A 17603-nucleotide genomic window follows, 5' to 3' on the forward strand; every position below is an offset into this window, starting at 1 on the left:
ATATTCAGACCTATAAGTTATATAATTTTTTAGTAACGATTATTTTAGGATTTAGGCTATGATTTTATCCCGTACCAGCCAGTATGCCATCCAGGCCCTTATTTATATCGCCACGCGGCCTCCGGGTGAACCGATCCTGAACCGCAAAGTTGCAGAATATCTCGGTGTTCCCACGGCCTATCTGGCCAAAATCATGCAAAGCCTGTGCCGGGGAAATCTGCTTTATTCCTATCGCGGTCGCCAAGGGGGGTTCTGTTTGCGCGAGGGTGGGGAGAAGATCGATCTGATGCAGATCGTCACCCTGATCGAAGGGGTCGGCTTTACTGAAAATTGCGTGCTCGGGCTGAAAATTTGCAGCGACGAAACGGCCTGTCCCGTGCATTCGAAATGGAAGCCGATCAAGGAAAAAATTGTTGCGCTGCTGCATGAGCAGACCCTTGATCGGTTGGCCATTGCAGTACAAAGCGGGAAGTATCGCATTTGTGATTTGCCGATGGCGATGATGGATGAAATGGGCCAGAAGGGGATATAATTGCGCCCCGATCTCGAACGATTCGGCTGGTGGGTGGCGGCTGTAGCTTGCGTGCTGACATTATTATCCGGCTGTGCCGATAAAAGTGTCCCGCCCGAGCCGTTTGTTGCAACGGATATTACCGGCGCTGATTTCGCCAGGGATTTCCGCCTTGTCGACCATCATGGCAAGACGCGCACGCTGGCCGATTTCAAGGGCAAGGCGGTATTGCTGTTTTTTGGCTATACTAATTGTCCGGACGTGTGTCTGACCATGCTGTCAGGATTGGCCATGGTGCAGAAACGGTTGGGCGATGACGCTGCGCGAGTCCAGGTGCTATTTGTAACGCTGGACCCGGCGCGCGATACGCCGGAAAAACTGGCGAATTTTGTAACTTATTTTCATAAAGATTTTCTGGCCCTGTACGGCGATGAATCAGCTATCGCCAGAACCGCCAAGGAGTTCAAGGTGACTTACGCCAAACATGATTCTGGCTCCGCGGCGGGCTATCTGCTGGATCACAGCGCAGGCGTTTATGGCTTCGATCCTCATGGCCGCTTGCGTGTGCTGATCAATCACGATGCTGAACTGGTGTCGATTGTGCATGATGTGAAACTGCTTCTGGGTGAGAAACCGTGACAGCCGTTGCACGATTGATGCCGAGACGGTCGGCGCCGCCGCGTGTGGCGGAGCCTGAAGTGTGCTCCCCGGTTACCTGCAAGGATTGCGGGATTTATGGTTTGTGCCGCGAAGTTAACGGCCCGGATGTAGACCTGCGTCTGCTGGAAACGATAGTCAGAAATCGTAAGATTTTCAAGCGTGGTGAACTGCTCTACCGGATTGGTGAACCCTTGCGTGCCGTCTACGCGATCCGTTGCGGCTCCATCAAATCGTATGTCCTGACCAATGATGGACGTGTTCAGATTACCGGCTTCCACATCACCGGTGAAGTGATCGGCCTGGGTGCCATGGCTGCCAATCAGTATATGAGCGAGGCGCGGGCGCTGGAAACCACCATGGTGTGTGAGGTGCCTATCGACGTACTGGAGGCATACAGTGCAGAAATGCCTTCCATCCGCCAGCAGATGCTCAAGATCATGAGCCAGGAAATTCTCGATAACCAGGAGTTGATGTTGCTCCTCGGCAAGAAAAATGCCGATGAGCGCCTTGCCACTTTTCTGTTAAGCCTTTCGCGTCGCTTTCAGAGACGCAGTTATTCCCCTTCACAATTCAATTTGAGTATGTCGCGCAGTGATATCGGCAATTACCTCGGCATGGCCGAGGAAACCGTGTGCCGGGTGTTCACCCGTTTTCAGGATGACGGCCTGCTGACCACCGAGCGGCGGCAGGTGCAATTGCTCGATCAGGATCGCCTCAAATCCATCTCTCTCGGCTGAGCTGCATTTAAATTCGCGGCATTCCGCCCGCTTAATCGGATACGCAGGTATTAATTAATTGCAGTTTGGTTGACGCAAGTCAGTGAAAGTCGGCGCGTTTGCGGCTATATTACGCATCACTGTGCCAAAGGCTGAAAAGCGTGTTTTTTGGCGCGGAGGCATTAAATATCGCGTATCGGTCTGAATGTAATGAGGCCGGTCGTGCGCAGGTTTATGTTTACAGCAAGGAGAGAGTTATGGCATCGGTTGCGATAGGGAGCGGCGAGCAATACAACTACGATATTGTTCGCAAATTCACCATCATGGCCCTGATCTGGGGCGCGGTGGGCATGTTGGTGGGGGTGACTATTGCCTCACAACTGGCATGGCCGTTTCTGAACTTCGATATTCCCTACATCACCTTCGGCCGTTTGCGCCCGGTTCACACCGGCGCCGTGATCTTCGGCTTTGGCGGCAGCGCGCTGTTCGCCACTTCCTACTATATTGTGCAGCGCACCTGCCAGACCAGGCTGCTGTCGGATGGCATGGCCAGCTTCACCTTCTGGGGCTGGCAGGCAATCATCGTGCTGGCCGCGCTGGGCGATGTGATGGGTTATAGCCAGGGCCGCGAATACGCGGAAATGGAATGGCCGGTTGACTTGCTGATTGCGGTGGTTTGGGTGACCTACGCCATTGTTTACATCGGCACCATCATGAAGCGCAAGGAGCCCCATATTTATGTGGCCAACTGGTTCTACCTCGCCTTCATCCTGGCCACCGCCCTGCTGCACATCTTCAACAACCTGGCGATCCCGGTTAGTTTGACCAAGTCCTACCCGCTGTTTGCCGGTGCGCAGGATGCAATGACCCAGTGGTGGTACGGTCATAACGCGGTGGGCTTCTTCCTCACCGCCGCCTTCCTCGGCATGATGTATTACTTCGTGCCCAAGCAGGCAGGGCGCCCGATCTATTCCTATCGCCTGTCCATCGTCCACTTCTGGGCGCTGATCTTCATGTACATGTGGGCCGGTTCTCATCACCTGCACTGGACGGCGATTCCTGACTGGACTTCCACCCTGGCGGCGACTTTCTCCATCATGCTGCTGATGCCTTCCTGGGGTGGCATGATCAATGGCATCATGACCATGTCCGGTGCCTGGGACAAGTTGCGCACCGACCCGATCATGCGCTTCCTGATCGTGGCGCTGTCGTTCTACGGCATGTCCACCTTCGAAGGCCCGATGATGTCGCTGAAGGACGTGAATGCCTTGTCCCACTACACTGACTGGACCATTGGCCACGTCCATTCTGGCGCGCTGGGCTGGGTGGCGATGATTTCCTTCGGTGCCATCTATCACATGCTGCCCCGCCTGTGGGATACCCAGATGCACAGTATCAAGCTGATGAATGTGCATTTCTGGCTGGCTACGATTGGCACCCTGATGTACATCACCGCGATGTGGATTTCCGGCATCATGCAGGGCCTGATGTGGCGCGCCTACGACGATTACGGCAACCTGCAGTATTCCTTTGCCGAATCCGTTGCCGCCATGCATCCCTACTACGCGATGCGTGCTCTGGGCGGCGCTGTGTTCCTGACCGGCATGTTGCTGATGCTCTACAACTGCTTCATGACCATCCGCCAGGCGAAGAACATGCCTGCCGGTGGCTTGGCAGCGAGCGCAGCGTAACGGGACTCGGGTTGAGAGACGATGCTCCGCGGCGCGGGGCATCACTAAGCATAAGGAAAGATCATCATGGATCACGGAAAAATTGAAAAAAATCTTGGGCTGATGCTGGTGCTGACGATGATCGCCATCAGTATCGGCGGCCTGGTTGAAATCGTGCCGCTGTTCTTCATCAAAGGTACCGTCGAGGACGTGAAAACCCCCGAGGGAATCAAGATGGTTCGCCCCTATAGCCCGCTGGAGCAGCGCGGCCGCGACATCTACATCCGCGAGGGCTGCTACCTGTGCCATTCGCAGATGATCCGTCCGTTCCGCGATGAGGCCATGCGCTACGGCCATTACTCGCTGGCGGCGGAATCGCAGTATGACCATCCGTTCCAGTGGGGCTCCAAGCGTACCGGCCCGGACCTGGCGCGAGTCGGCAAGAAATACTCCAACGAGTGGCAGGTACAGCACTTGATCGCGCCGCGTTCGATGGTGCCCGAGTCGGTGATGCCGAATTACCCCTGGCTGCTGACCACTGTCCTGGATACTTCCGACGTGGCGGACCGTATGAAGGCGCTGCGCACTACCGGCGTGCCATACTCCATCAACAAGGCCGAGTATGACAACAACGTCAAGGAGTTCGGCGCGGAGGTGGCGAAGCAGTTGCACATCCCCGATGCCCAGAAGAACCTGATCGAGCAGGCGCAAACCGGCAAGTATGACGGCAACGCCGCCGATGTGACCGAAATGGATGCGATGGTGGCCTACCTGCAGGTGTTGGGTACGATGGTTGACTTCAGCAAGCTCGACAACGACAACTTCGTTAAATTCCGCTAAACGGGAGAACACTATGGAATGGCTGATGTGGTTTACCCGGTTTGAAAATACCAAGCCGCTCGCGCTGCTGATTTTCTTCATCACGTTCTGCGCCATCCTGTTCTACGTGTTTGGCAGCAAGACGCGCGGCGAGCGCCTGGAATCCTACAAAAACATGCCGCTCCAAGACGATTAAATATTGACGCAAAGGAACCAATCATGAGTCAGGGAAACTCGCAATCGAGCAACGTGCAAACCACCGGCCACGTCTGGGACGGAGATTTGCAGGAGTTCAACAATCCGCTGCCCACCTGGTGGCTGTGGGCCTTCTACGCCACCATCCTTTTCTCTGTGGTGTACTGGGTGGCCTACCCGGCTTGGCCGCTGGGCAGGGGTTTTACCACCGGCATTGCTACCATCACCTACAAGAACGACAAGGGTGTGGAGAAAACCACGCACTGGAACACCCGTGCCCTGCTGATGAAAGACTTGCAGGATGCCCGTGAAAAGCAGAAACCCTACTTCGACAAGGTCGCGGCCACGCCCTACGAGCAGATTGCCAAGGATCCGGAGTTGTCCAACTTCGTGGCATCCGCCGGCAAGGTGTCGTTCTCCGACAACTGTGCGGCTTGTCACCAGAGTGGTGGTCAGGGCAAGATGGTGTTTGCTCCTAATCTGACGGACGACGACTGGATCTATGGCGGTACTTACGACAAGATCCAGGCATCCATTACCAATGGCCGTCACGGCATTATGCCGGCCAAGGGGGGGGCTGACCTCAACGAGGGCGAAATTGAGAGTCTTGCCAACTATGTACTGAGCCTGTCTGGCGAAAAAATGGATGCAGCCAAAATCGCGGCCGGCGATGAACTGTTCCATGGCAAGGGTCTCTGTGTCGCATGTCACGGTGCGGAGGGTAAGGGCAACAAGGACATCGGCTCGGCCAACCTGACCGACAAGATCTGGCTGTGGGCGGACGTGCCTGCCCAAGGCAGTGCGGACAAGAAGGTTGCTGCGGTCAAGGCAGTGATCACCTCCGGCCTGAACAAGGGCGTGATGCCAGCCTGGAGTGGCCGTCTCAGCGCTGACCAGATCAAGCTGCTGACGGTTTACGTGCACGACGTGCTTGGCGGCGGCAGTCAGAAATAAAGCGTTCTCTAATTGAACGCCTGGACCCCGGCCTTGTGGACGGGGTCTTTTTATTTATGAGGTTTTTCGCGTGAAAAAAACATTAGAATATAAAAATATTCTGCTGCTCCGGGCGGAACATTTCTGATAATTGCTGGCCGAAAGATGTGAGTGGTCAGGAGAACATTGTGAAAGTACAAAACTTGCAAGCAGGTGAAAAATCCGAAGAGTTGTTCCAGAAGCGGATTCCGATATACACCCGATCGGTTAAAGGCGCTTTTCGCACCTTCAAGACGTCCGTAATGGTGCTGGCATATGCCGTTTATTTCTTCCTCCCCTGGCTGCCTTGGGCGCGCCAGGATGCGCCTGCGCAGGCCGTGTTGTTCGACATGGTGGGTCGCCGCTTTTTCATCTTCGACCTGGTGTTCTATCCGCAGGATCTGATCTCACTCGCGCTGCTGCTGTTCATTGCCGCAGCTACGTTGTTCTTCGCAACCGGCCTGGTAGGGAGGGCATTCTGCGGCTATTTCTGCTTCCAGACGCTGTGGACGGATGCTTTCATTTTTATCGAACAATGGGTTCAGGGCGAGCGCCCCGCCCGCATTCGTCTTTACAAGCAGCCGTGGAATGCGGAAAAGGTGGCCAAATATGGCGCCACACACGGCTTGTGGCTGCTTCTAGCCTTTATTACCGCCTACAGCTTCATCATGTACTACGGTTATGCGCCCGAGTTGACCCGACGTTTCTTCACTGCCGATCTGCCTTTTGTTGCCTATTTCACCGTGTTGATTTTAACTGTGACCACCTATGTGGCGGCTGCGCTGGCACGCGAGCAGGTATGCATTTACATGTGTCCCTACGCGCGTTTTCAGGGCGTGATGTACGAGCCGGAAACCCTGGCGCCCTACTATGACTTCCAGCGCGGCGAGGGGTCGGCAGGGCGAGCCGTGCCGCGCGCCGGCAGCAGGACTCGCGAGGAGCGACAGGCTAAGGGAATAGGCGATTGCATCGATTGCGGCTTTTGCGTGCAGGTTTGCCCAGCCGGGATCGACATCCGCAAAGGGCTGCAATACCAGTGCATTTCCTGCGGTTTGTGCGTTGATGCCTGCAACAACATCATGGATTCGGTCGGCTTCCCGCGTGGGCTGATCCGATACGATTCGGAAATCAACATCGAAAGCAAGAATCCGGGCAAGCCGCATCTGGACTGGCTGCGCTTGCGTACCTTGGGCTATGGCGCGGCGATACTCGTGATGGTAAGTGTGCTGGTATACAATATCGCCACGCGTTCCGAGATCGAGCTTTCCATCCAGCCGGTGCGCCAGCCGTTGTTCGTGGTGCTGTCGAACGGGGATATCCGCAACCGCTACCAGATACACATTACCAACAAATCGCAGGATGTGCAGGGTTACCGCATCGGCGTGCGCGGGATTCCGGAGGGTGCGCTGGACTTGGGAGAGATGCGCGAGGTCAGCGTGCGCCAGGGCAAGAGCTTGATGGTGCTGGCGAACGTCAAGCTTCCACCCGCCATGGCGAACCGGGTGAGTGAAATCGAATTCGTCATTACACCGCTGAAAGCGCCGGATCAGGCAGTCATAAAGAAAGTCCGCTTTTACGCCAAACATGAAGGATAAATAGGTGACAGTGACCTTGTTCGGAGGGGCGGCGCTAATCGCCCTGTTGTATTTCGGCCTGCGTCTGGCCGGCGTTTCCAACTACTGGCGCGGCGTGATCAGCGGTGCGTTGCCGACTCTGGCGATCATGTTCTACAGCCTGAGCCACTGGCCCGGCGGCGACGTGGTGGCACTGCATCTGGCGCTGTACGTCGCCACGGCGATCGTGCTGACCCTGACGGGGGATCGAAAAGCAGGGGCGCCGCGGCAACCGATGCACTGGATTCCGAAGATTATCGTCGGTTTCTTTCTGACGCTGGCACTGTTGATGGCGGCATTCGTCTCGATTTCAATCAGTGGCCTGCCGCCTTTCGTGGCTCAATGGTTCCTGCCGAATGCCGCGAACAAGCAGGTCTATACCGCTTTTTCCGGAGAGGTTCCGCATGACGAGGCGGCGGCCAAGGTCGTCAGTCAGTACATGAAGAAATCCGAGCGGCAACGCCAGCTTGGTTGGCGGATCGAGGTTGCCGGGCTTGATCAGCTCAAGCTCGGCCAGGCCGGAGAAGTGACCGTCAGTGCCAGCGACAGCGCGCAGCAGCCGCTCGAGGGTGCGACTGTGACGCTCACCATCAAGCACCCGGCCAACGGTGCGGATACGGGAAAATCGGCTAACCTGAGCGCTTTCGCGCCGGGGCGCTACCGTGCTCAGGTCAGTATGGATCGGCCTGGTCAGTGGGTAGCTGTGCTGCTGATCGAACGCGGACAGGACAAGTTCGAAACGGCAAAAGAGATTATCGTCCCGGCATTCTGATGATCCCATTTCTCGATCAAAAGAGCACTAACCGCAAAGGACGCAAAGGTTCGCAAAGGAAAAGCAATCAGGCGGGCATGTCTGAGGGTTTGGTTTTTCCTTGCGAACCTTTGCGTCCTTTGCGGTGAAAGATTTTAGATTGAATGCAAATTGGAATGAGTAGCGCCGAGAAAACCTGTTACCACTGCGCCCTGCCAGTTCCGGCCAGCGCGCATTACCCCGTGGTCATTGAAGGCGAGTCGCACGAGATGTGCTGTCGCGGCTGTCAGGCAGTGGCGCAGACCATCGTCGACAACGGGTTGATCGACTATTACCGGCATCGTACCGCATTGCCCGGCGTAGGCCACGAAGTGGTGCCGGAGGAAGTGCAGAAGCTGGCGCTTTATGACCATCCCGGCATCCAGAAAAGTTTTGTCAGGCAGGAAGGCGAGCACACCAAGGAAGCCTCCCTGATCCTCGAAGGCATTACCTGCGCCGCCTGCATCTGGCTCAACGAGCGTCATCTCAAGCAGCTGCCGGGCGTGCTGCAGGTTCAGGTCAACTACGCCACCCACCGCGCCCGTATCACCTGGGACGACCAGGCGATTCATCTCAGCAAGATCCTCGAAGAAATCCAGTTGCTCGGCTACAACGCTCACCCCTTCAGCGCCGAACGCCAGGAAACCCTGCGCCGAAAGCGGCGGGCAAAAGATCTGCGCAGGATCGCCATTGCCGGCCTATCCTCCGGCCAGGTGATGATGCTGGCGGTGGCGCTGTACGCTGGCGCCGCATTCGGCATGGAGGACAGCACGGCTGCGCTGCTGCGCTATTTCAGCCTGCTGCTGACGCTGCCGGTGGTGTTCTATGCCGCCCTGCCGTTTTACCAGAGCGCCTGGAATGCCTTGCTCGGGAAGCGCCTGAACATGGACGTGCCGGTTTCCCTGGCCGTGATCGGCGCTTTCGTCGGCAGCGCCTGGGCCACGCTACAGGGCCACGGTGTGGTGTACTACGACGCCATTACCATGTTCAGCCTGTTCCTGCTTTCCAGCCGCTTTCTTGAACACGGCGCCCAGGAAAAGTCGGTCGAAGCGGCGGAAAACCTGCTCAAGCTCGCGCCGGCGATGGCCACCAAGGTATTGGACGGCGGCCAGCACCAGCCGGTGCCTGTGCTGGAACTGAACGAGGGAGACACCATCCTGGCCAAGCCGGGCGAATCCATCGCCGCCGACGCCGAAGTGATCGAAGGCGAGAGCACGGTGGACGAGGCGCTGTTGACCGGCGAGAGCCGTCCGGTGCCGAAGCACGCCGGGGCGCAGGTGATTGCCGGCAGCATCAATCTGGAAGGGCCGCTGCTGCTGCGCGTGACCGGAGTGGGTGAAAACACCGTGCTGGCGGGTATCGTCCGTCTGCTCGACCGGGCAGTGGCGGAGAAGCCGCGCCTGGCGCAGCTTGCCGATCGGGTGGCGGGACATTTCACGGTCGGCCTGTTGATTCTGACGGTGATAGTCGGCGCCGTCTGGTGGTGGCTGGAGCCGGCGCAGGCATTCGGAATCATGCTGTCGGTGCTGGTGGTGACCTGCCCGTGCGCATTGTCGCTCGCCGCGCCTACCGCCTTCGCCGCTGCCGGCTCGCACCTGCTGCGGCACGGCATATTGCTGACGCGCGGTCACGCCCTGGAAACCCTGGCCAGGGTCAATCATGTCGTCTTCGACAAGACCGGCACCCTCACCTATGGTAAGCCGGTGCTGCAGCGCACCATCACGTTTTCTGATGTGGACGAAGAGCGCTGCCTGTTGCTTGCGGCCAGCCTGGAACAGGCTTCGGAGCATCCGCTGGCGCAGAGTTTTCTGAGCCGGGTCGCCGGCACGGATTTGATTGCTGTTCAGGAGGCACAGAACCTGCCGGGCAAGGGAGTGAGCGGCTCCATCGCCGGCGTGCGCTATACCATCGGCAATACCGCCTTGTCGGGATTGCAGCCGACTACATTGCCGAGCGATTTGCCTGAAGGCGCAACGCTGGTGTGGTTGTGTGACGAGCGGCGCGCCATGGCGGTATTTGCGCTGTCCGATGGTCTACGTCCACAGGCCAGCGAGCTGGTCGTGCAGCTCAAGGCGGCAGGGGTGCAGGTCACCATCCTGAGCGGCGATGCAGCCGACGCGGTGGCCCACGTTGCCGCCGAGGCCGGTATCGAATCCTGGCAGGCCGCGTTGCGGCCGGAGGACAAACTCAAGGCGCTGCGCGAACTTCAGCAGCGCGGCAATGTCGTAGCCATGGTGGGTGACGGCGTCAACGATGCGCCGGTGCTGGCCGGGGCCGATGTGTCCATCGCCATGGGCGGCGGCACCCAGGTTGCACGGGCCAGCAGCGACATCGTATTATTGACGGAAAATCTGCTGGATATCCAGCGCGCCCTGCAGACCGGCCATGCGAGTATCGCCGTGATGCGTCAGAATTTCGCCTGGGCAGTCGTTTACAATCTGCTCGCGCTGCCCTTTGCCGCAGTCGGCATGATACCGCCGTGGCTTGCCTCCATCGGCATGTCGACCAGCTCGCTGGTGGTGGTGCTGAATGCGCTGCGCCTGCGCTGATTGAGGATATAAGAATGACACCGATACTGATCTATTTGCTGGGCATGACCGCGGTGATGATCATCGTCGCCGGGATCGGCATTTTATGGGCGATCAAGAATGGCCAGTTCGACGACATGGAAGGCCCTGCCCAGCGCATCCTGATGGATGATGACGATCCCCGTATTCCGCGTTATTCCGATTCGCGATCGAAGAGCCGATAAGTTGACGTAGCGGGTTGAATGGGAAGGGGCTTTGAACTAGAATTGCCCCGTTTTGAAAAACGGGTTTTGGCGGATTTTTAATTGAAGGAGTTGTAAATGGCTAAATTTGTGATGCCTCTCGTGATAACTTTGATGGTTTGGAGCTGGATCAGCTTTTTTTCCGTGATTCTGGTCTGATCAGGCATCGGAATGCCCAGATAAAAAAAGCGGGGCGCTAAATGCGCCCCGCTTTTTTTATCGCGGTGAGGTCAGGCGGCCTCGGCCACAATGGCCGTCTTCATTTTCTGTAAGGCTTTTTGCTCAATCTGGCGAATGCGTTCCGCGGACACGCCATATTCCGCAGCGAGCTCATGCAGCGTGGCGCTCTTGTTCTCGGTTAGCCAGCGCGCCTCGATGATGCGGCGACTGCGGTCGTCGAGGCCCTGCAACGCGCTGGACAGGCCGCGCTCGCGCAACTGGCTGGTTTGCTCCTGCTCCAGCAGGGCCGCGGGTTCATTGGTCGCGTCGGCCGCGAGATAGGCGATCGGGCCGGTGCCTTCATCCTCGTCCCCGCCGTGGGTTTCCATGGAGATATCCTGACCGCCCATGCGGCTTTCCATTTCCACCACTTCTTCCGGCTTTACGCCCAGGTCCTTGGCGATGCTGTTAACCTCATCCGGGCCGAGGTAGCCAAGACCCTTTTTCATGCTGCGCAGATTGAAGAACAGTTTGCGCTGCGCCTTGGTGGTGGCGACTTTGACCAGACGCCAGTTGCGCAGGATGTATTCATGCATTTCGGCGCGGATCCAGTGGATGGCAAAGGAAACCAGACGCACACCGCGCTCACCGTCGAAGCGGCGCACGGCTTTCATCAAGCCGATGTTGCCTTCCTGAATCAGGTCTGCCTGGGGCAGGCCGTAACCCATGTAGCCGCGTGCGATGTTCGCCACCACGCGCAGGTGCGAAACCACCAGCATCCGCGCTGCTTCCACATCGTTGTCGCGCTTCAGCCGCAACGCCAGTTCGTGTTCTTCCTCGGCGCTCAGCACCGGCATCGCCCTGACTGACTGGATATAGCTTTCCAGACTGCCGACCGCAGAAGGGATGGAGATGGCTAATAAAGCATTCGTCATAAGATTGTTCCTCCAATGTTTTAATATTAGCACTCGGGGAATGGGAGTGCCAAATAGTTGGAAAAGTTCCGCGCATTCCGCCGCGCGGCAGAGTTAATCCCGATCAATATTGTCAACTATACTGATTCATGGCTATATTAGTCAATAATTATATTTATACAGTTTGTTCGGGGCCGTTTGCCGTAAGCATGGGTCGTCCGAAGCTCGATTCCCGGATTTTATTGCATTGGAACTCACGCTCTGGGCTCGATCCGGCTTAAATGCCTTCCCACCGCCAGAAATGCGCCGAGCCAGCCGAGCAGGGAGGAGAACAGCAGCAGGCCGAGTATATCGCCAGTGCCCAGTGGGAGCAGGCGAAATTGCGCGGCATAGAGTTTTGCCAGGTCGGCGATGTCGACGTTGAGCAGTTGCAGGCCAAGGCTGATGATGAGCCAGGCGGCGAGGCCGCCGCCCAAGCCCTGAAGTACTCCGTGGTAAAGGAAGGGGCGACGGATGAAGGCATCGGTCGCGCCGATCAGCGTGCTGATCTCGATTTCTTCGCGCTGTGACAGGATTTGCAGGCGGATGGTATTGCTGGTGATCACCACCAGGGCAAAACCGAGCAGGACGGCAAGAATCAGGGTGACATCGCGGCCGAGGCGCACCATGGCGTTAAGGCGTTCTACCCAAGCTATGTCCAGCAGTACCTTGTCCACTTTGGGCAACTTCATCAGCTCTTTGCGCAGATTTTCGAGCTCATCAGGGTTGATGCTTTTGGGTTCGATCACGAAGGCGTCCGGTAGCGGGTTCCGTGCCAGTCCCGCCGCCACGTCGACAAGCCCTGTGCTTTGCAACAGTTCCTGCAACGCCTGGTCGCGCTGGATGAAGCGGAATTGTTTGATGGCATTGAGCTCCTTCAGCCGCGACTCGACCCGCTTGGCGCTGTCGGCATCTGCACTGGGGGACAGGAACACGGTGATCTGGGGTTCCAGCCTGGCGTTGCCGGCAACAATCTTGACGTTGTCGATCAGCGTATACAGGCCAAGCGGCAGGCTGAGCGTGACGCCAAAGACGATCAAGGCAAGCAGGCTGGAAAAAGGCGCATGGGCGAAGCGGCCGAGGATCAGTCCCAGGGCGAGGCGGTGTTGGCTGAGCCAGTTCATCATATCAAGAGTTCCCCCTGTTTCAGGTGTAACACCCGGCTGCTGTAGCGTGCGATCAGCGCCTCGTCATGGGTGGCGATCAGGAGGGTGACGCCGACCTGGTTGAAGGATTTGAACATTTCCATGATTTCGCCGGCATAATCGGCGTCGAGATTGCCGGTTGGTTCGTCGGCCAGCACGATGGCCGGGCGGTTGACGATCGCCCGAGCCACGCACAGGCGCTGCTGCTCGCCGCCGGAAAGGGAAATCGGGTTCGCCTTTTCCAGCCCCAGCAGCTTCACCTTGTCGAGTGCGGCACGGGCGCGCTTCATGCTTTCGGCGCGCGGCAGACCGGCGATATCCAGCGGCAGGATGACATTTTCCAGCACGTTGCGATCGTAGAGCAGTTTGTGATCCTGGAAGATCAGTCCGAAGTTGCGGCGCAGGAAGGGGACAGCGCTGCGGCGCAGCTTGCCGATGTTCTGGCCGCTCACCACCACGCTGCCGGACGAAGGTTTCTCGATTGCGGCCACCAGTTTCAGCAAGGTGCTCTTGCCGGCGCCGGTCGGCCCGGTGATGAAGGCCATCTCGCCGGGCTCGATGGTGAAGCTGAGGTTTTTCAGCGCTTCATGGCCGCCGGGGTAACGTTTGTAGACTTGGCTGAAAGAAATCATCCTAGAAACCTTAGTTGACCGCTCGACTGAATATTTAACACCTTAATTCCAATGGGTATATTCATTATTTACCGTTTTGCCCTGTTGGTGAGTCCGCTACGAGGTGGATTGCACGGTTTTTGCGGCGCATGACGGCGTTGCAACTCCTTGGAATGGAACGACCATTCCGCGTCGTTGCGCCTTGCCCTGCACCCCAATTGGGGTAAGCAGGTATTTCGCCGTCAGGCGAAAACTCGCAAAAACCGCACACTCCACCCCGTCCAACTAAGGTTTCTAGGATCATTCAAACAGTGCCTCAACAAATTCGCGGGCGACAAAGGGTCGCAGGTCGTCGAGCTGCTCGCCGACGCCGATGAATCTCACCGGGATCGGACGGGTCTTGGCGATGGCGGCGATGACGCCGCCCCTGGCCGTGCCGTCGAGCTTGGTCAGGACCAGCCCGGTCACTTGCAACGCATCGTCGAAGGACTTGACCTGGGCGATGGCGTTCTGGCCGGTGTTGGCGTCGAGCACCAGGATGGTCTCGTGGGGTGCACTCGGTTCGGCCTTGGCGATAACGCGCTTGATCTTTCTCAGCTCTTCCATCAGGTGCAGCTGGGTGGGCAGCCGCCCGGCGGTATCCGCCAGCACGATGTCGATGCCGCGCGCGCGCGCCGCCTGGATCGCGTCGAAGATCACGGCGGCGGAGTCGTGCCCTGCCTGGGTGATGACCGTGACGTTGTTGCGCTCTCCCCATACCTGCAGCTGTTCGCGTGCGGCAGCGCGGAAGGTGTCGCCGGCGGCGAGCAGCACCGATTTGCCCTGGGCCTGGAAATGTTTGGCCAGCTTGCCGATGGTGGTGGTCTTGCCGGCGCCGTTGACGCCCGTCATCATGATCACGTAGGGTTTGTGGCCGGAGAGGTCGAGCGGCGCCTCCAGCGGAGTGAGCAACGTCTGCAGGCCATCGCGCAAAGCCTGCTTGAGTTGCGCCGCATCTTCCAGCTTGTCCCGCTTGACGCGGCTTCTCAGGTCGTCGAGCAGGTATTGAGTGGCGGCGACACCGACATCGGCGGAAAGCAGAACGGTTTCGAGTTCTTCGTAAAGCGCCTCGTCGATCTTGCCGCCGCCGAACAGGCCAGTAAGCTGCCGGCCCAGGTTGTCGCGGGTCTTGGTCAGCCCTTGTTTGAGCCTGGCCGCCCAGCCCAAGGGTTGTTCCTGGCTTTCGTCGGCTTTCTTGTCGGACTTGAAGAAACTTAGCATGGGGTTACACAGTCTGAAGGTGGGCTATAATTCACAACTTCGTCATTTTAGGCGATTGGGAGGTTTTGTGCAGCGTAAAAAAATATTGATCCGGTGCATGTGGTTGCTGGCGGCGATGCTACCGTTCCAGGCCATGGCGACTGTCCATGAATACAAGCTTGCCAACGGGATGAAGGTCATCGTCAAGGAAGACCATCGCGCGCCGGTGGTGGTGTCTCAGGTGTGGTACCGCGTCGGCAGCATGGATGAGTTTAACGGCACGACCGGCGTGGCCCACGTGCTGGAGCACATGATGTTCAAGGGCACCCGGGCGGTTCCTGCCGGCGAGTTTTCGAAGATCGTCGCTGCGGCCGGGGGACGGGAAAACGCTTTCACCAGCCGCGATCACACCGCCTATTTTGAGCAGTTGCAGAAATCCAGGCTGGATCTGGCGTTGAAACTGGAGGCGGACCGGATGCATAACCTGGTGCTGTCGCCTAAGGAGTTCGCCAAGGAAATCAAGGTGGTGATGGAGGAGCGCAGGCTGCGCACCGAGGACAAGCCCCAGGCGCTGGTTTACGAAGACCTGATGGCGGCAGCCTACGAGGCCCATCCTTACCATCATCCGATCATCGGCTGGATGAACGATCTGGAGAACCTGACCGACAACGATGCCCGGAACTGGTACCGCCGCTGGTATGCGCCGAACAATGCTACGCTGGTGGTGGTGGGCGATGTCGAGCCCGAGGCAACGCTGAAGCTGGCGCAACGCTATTTCGGCTCGATCAAGCCGGCGGCGCTGCCGCAGCGCAAGCCGCAGGTCGAGCCGGTACAGCGCGGTATCAAGCGTGTCAGCGTGAAGGCACCCGCCAAGCTGCCCTATCTTGCGATGGGCTACCATGTCCCCCCTTTGCGCGAGCCCAACAAGGATAGCGATCCCTATGCGCTGGAGGTGCTGGCCGGTGTATTGGATGGTAACGCGTCGGCGCGCCTCAACCAGTCGCTGGTGCGGGAGCAGCAGATCGCTGTGTCGATCGGTGCAGGCTATGACCTGATTTCGCGCGGGCCTGCGATGTTCATGCTGGATGGTTCGCCAGCGGAAGGCAAGAGCGTTGCCGAGCTGGAAACAGCCATTCGCGGGGAAATTGAGAAGATCAAGCAGGATGGCGTGACCGAGGAGGAATTGCAGCGTGTGAAAGCACAGGTGATTGCGTCCCAAGTTTACCAGCGCGACTCGATGTTCTACCAGGCAATGCTGATTGGCGAGGTGGAAACCGCAGGGCTGCCACTGAATACGCTGGAAACGCGTCTGGCGAAGCTCAAGGAGGTGACTGCAGCGCAGGTGCAGGAAGTGGCGCGAAAATACCTGATCGACGACCATCTGACGGTGGCTGTGCTCGATCCTCAACCGCTGGATGGCGTGAAGCCGGCGAAACCTGTTCCGGGAGGACGCCATGCAAATTAATTTGATTCGGTTCTTCTATGCGGCGTGTTTGATCCTTGCCGCCGCCTCGGCCCAGGCTGCCTTGCCGATCCAGTATTGGCAGATGGAAAATGGGGCGCGCGTATATTTCGTCGAAAATCATGATCTGCCCTTGCTGGACGTCAGCGTCGAGTTTCCCGCCGGCAGCGGCCGGGACGACAAATCCAGGCCGGGGCTGGCGAGCATGACCCAGCACCTGTTGACTCATGGCGCAGGGGGGATGACGGAAGAGGAAATTTCCCGTCGGATGGCAGATGTCGGCGCTAACCTCGGCGGAAGCTTCGACCAGGACCGGGCTGGCTTGCGCCTGCGCACGCTGAGCAGCGAGCGGGAGCGTAGCCAAGCCTTGGGCGTCATGGCCAAGGCGCTGCAATCCCCGGATTTTCCGGCGCAGATACTGGAAAGGGAGAAAACCCGATCCATCGCCGAACTCAAGGAAGCCATGACTCAGCCGGAGTTTGTCGCCGGTCGAACATTCAATGCCCTGCTCTATGGAACCCACCCTTACGCGCTGTCCTCCATGGTCGAGCCGGAATCGATCGCCGCATTGCGGCGCGAGGATCTGGTTGGTTTCTACCGCGCCCATTATCGCGCCGATGAGGCCGTCGTTGCTGTGATTGGCGATGTCACTCCGGCCCAGGCCAGAGAGATTGTCGCTCAGCTAACCGCGGTCTTGCCGCGGGCTGAAAGCGGGTCCCAGCCCTTGCCGGCGGTGGTCATGCCCAAGGGGGAAACCCGCAAAATCGCCCACCCCGCCAAGCAAAGTCACATCCTCATCGGTCAGCCGGGCATGACGCGCAACGACCCGGATTATTTCCCGCTTTATGTCGGCAACTACATCCTCGGCGGGGGCGGCTTCGCCTCGCGTTTGATCGAGGAAGTCAGGCAGAAGCGCGGACTGGTATATAGCGTCTACAGTTATTTCCTGCCGTTGCAGCAGAGCGGGCCGTTCCAGATCGGCTTGCAGACCAAGCGCGAGCAGGCCGACGAGGCGCTGGCCGTGGTGCGCAAGACCTTGCGGGATTTCATTGCCAAGGGGCCGACCGAGGACGAGTTGAAGAAGGCCAAGCAAAATATCGTGGGGGGCTTCCCGTTGCGCCTGGACAGCAACATGAAAATCCTCGATTACCTTACTGTGATCGGGTATTACCGGTTGCCGCTCACCTATCTGGACGACTTCTCCGGCAAGGTTGAAAAAGTGACGGTTGCCCAAATCCGGGATGCCTTTACCCGCCGCATCCAGCCGGACAACATGGCGACTGTGGTAGTCGGCGCGGACTAAACCCTGGTAATGAGT

The 17603-nt window shown here is 58.2% G+C and carries 17 protein-coding genes; 13 read left to right on the top strand and 4 right to left on the bottom strand.

Features of this window, described 5'->3' with window-relative positions; genetic code table 11:
• Nucleotides 1-58: 58 nt before the first annotated feature.
• From VMV64_RS01955 to ccoS, 11 genes are all read left to right on the top strand, one after another.
• Nucleotides 59-532 carry an Rrf2 family transcriptional regulator gene (locus tag VMV64_RS01955; RefSeq protein WP_325328267.1) on the top strand — a complete coding sequence of 158 codons (474 nt, stop codon included), beginning with the start codon at nt 59-61 and terminating at the stop codon, nt 530-532.
• Nucleotides 533-1150, top strand: a complete 618-nt coding sequence (locus VMV64_RS01960; protein ID WP_325328268.1) for an SCO family protein — start codon at nt 533-535, stop codon at nt 1148-1150.
• A gap of 17 nt (nt 1151-1167) precedes the next feature.
• Nucleotides 1168-1908 carry a fumarate/nitrate reduction transcriptional regulator Fnr gene (gene fnr, locus VMV64_RS01965; protein ID WP_325328269.1) on the top strand — a complete coding sequence of 247 codons (741 nt, stop codon included), beginning with the start codon at nt 1168-1170 and terminating at the stop codon, nt 1906-1908.
• A gap of 236 nt (nt 1909-2144) precedes the next feature.
• Nucleotides 2145-3578 (top strand): cytochrome-c oxidase, cbb3-type subunit I, encoded by a 1434-nt coding sequence (gene ccoN / locus VMV64_RS01970; RefSeq protein WP_325328270.1) that lies wholly within the window; start codon nt 2145-2147, stop codon nt 3576-3578.
• A 66-nt stretch (nt 3579-3644) separates the two neighbouring features.
• Complete coding sequence (ccoO, locus tag VMV64_RS01975; RefSeq protein WP_325328271.1) at nt 3645-4397, top strand: cytochrome-c oxidase, cbb3-type subunit II; 753 nt, start codon at nt 3645-3647, stop codon at nt 4395-4397.
• Nucleotides 4398-4410: 13 nt separating this feature from the next.
• Entirely contained in the window at nt 4411-4572 is a 162-nt protein-coding gene (locus VMV64_RS01980; protein ID WP_325328272.1) for a cbb3-type cytochrome c oxidase subunit 3, read from the top strand.
• 23 nt (nt 4573-4595) lie between these two features.
• Nucleotides 4596-5525: a cytochrome-c oxidase, cbb3-type subunit III gene (gene ccoP / locus VMV64_RS01985; RefSeq protein WP_325328273.1), complete on the top strand. Its 930-nt coding sequence runs from the start codon at nt 4596-4598 to the stop codon at nt 5523-5525.
• 167 nt (nt 5526-5692) lie between these two features.
• Nucleotides 5693-7138 carry a cytochrome c oxidase accessory protein CcoG gene (gene ccoG / locus VMV64_RS01990; protein ID WP_325328274.1) on the top strand — a complete coding sequence of 482 codons (1446 nt, stop codon included), beginning with the start codon at nt 5693-5695 and terminating at the stop codon, nt 7136-7138.
• 4 nt (nt 7139-7142) lie between these two features.
• The gene (locus VMV64_RS01995) at nt 7143-7928 is read left to right on the top strand and encodes a FixH family protein (RefSeq protein ID WP_325328275.1); all 786 of its coding nucleotides are present in this window, start codon (nt 7143-7145) and stop codon (nt 7926-7928) included.
• Between the two features lie 143 nt (nt 7929-8071).
• A complete protein-coding gene (locus tag VMV64_RS02000; RefSeq protein ID WP_325328276.1) occupies nt 8072-10495 on the top strand; it encodes a heavy metal translocating P-type ATPase in 2424 nt (807 codons plus the stop codon).
• Nucleotides 10496-10509: 14 nt separating this feature from the next.
• Entirely contained in the window at nt 10510-10698 is a 189-nt protein-coding gene (ccoS, locus tag VMV64_RS02005) for a cbb3-type cytochrome oxidase assembly protein CcoS (RefSeq protein WP_325328277.1), read from the top strand.
• Between the two features lie 248 nt (nt 10699-10946).
• Here the strand turns inward: ccoS and rpoH are convergent, their stop codons facing one another.
• The 4 genes from rpoH to ftsY all read right to left on the bottom strand — a co-directional run bounded on the left by rpoH (nt 10947) and on the right by ftsY (nt 14844).
• Nucleotides 10947-11810: an RNA polymerase sigma factor RpoH gene (gene rpoH / locus VMV64_RS02010; protein ID WP_325328278.1), complete on the bottom strand. Its 864-nt coding sequence runs from the start codon at nt 11808-11810 to the stop codon at nt 10947-10949.
• A 233-nt stretch (nt 11811-12043) separates the two neighbouring features.
• The gene (ftsX, locus tag VMV64_RS02015) at nt 12044-12955 is read right to left on the bottom strand and encodes a permease-like cell division protein FtsX (RefSeq protein WP_325328279.1); all 912 of its coding nucleotides are present in this window, start codon (nt 12953-12955) and stop codon (nt 12044-12046) included.
• Nucleotides 12952-13605 (bottom strand): cell division ATP-binding protein FtsE, encoded by a 654-nt coding sequence (gene ftsE / locus VMV64_RS02020; RefSeq protein ID WP_325328280.1) that lies wholly within the window; start codon nt 13603-13605, stop codon nt 12952-12954. Before ftsE ends, ftsX begins: the two co-directional genes overlap by 4 nt.
• Nucleotides 13606-13884: 279 nt before the next feature.
• Nucleotides 13885-14844 (bottom strand): signal recognition particle-docking protein FtsY, encoded by a 960-nt coding sequence (gene ftsY / locus VMV64_RS02025; protein WP_325328281.1) that lies wholly within the window; start codon nt 14842-14844, stop codon nt 13885-13887.
• Between the two features lie 97 nt (nt 14845-14941).
• Here ftsY and VMV64_RS02030 point away from each other — a divergent pair, with 97 nt between their 5' ends.
• Nucleotides 14942-16288 (top strand): M16 family metallopeptidase, encoded by a 1347-nt coding sequence (locus tag VMV64_RS02030; protein ID WP_414718816.1) that lies wholly within the window; start codon nt 14942-14944, stop codon nt 16286-16288.
• Complete coding sequence (locus tag VMV64_RS02035) at nt 16278-17588, top strand: pitrilysin family protein (RefSeq protein ID WP_325328282.1); 1311 nt, start codon at nt 16278-16280, stop codon at nt 17586-17588. The genes VMV64_RS02030 and VMV64_RS02035 overlap by 11 nt, the downstream gene beginning before the upstream one ends.
• Nucleotides 17589-17603 lie beyond the last annotated feature (15 nt).

The sequence above is a fragment of the Sulfuricella sp. genome (assembly GCF_035531155.1).
Taxonomy (GTDB): Bacteria; Pseudomonadota; Gammaproteobacteria; order Burkholderiales; family Sulfuricellaceae; genus Sulfuricella.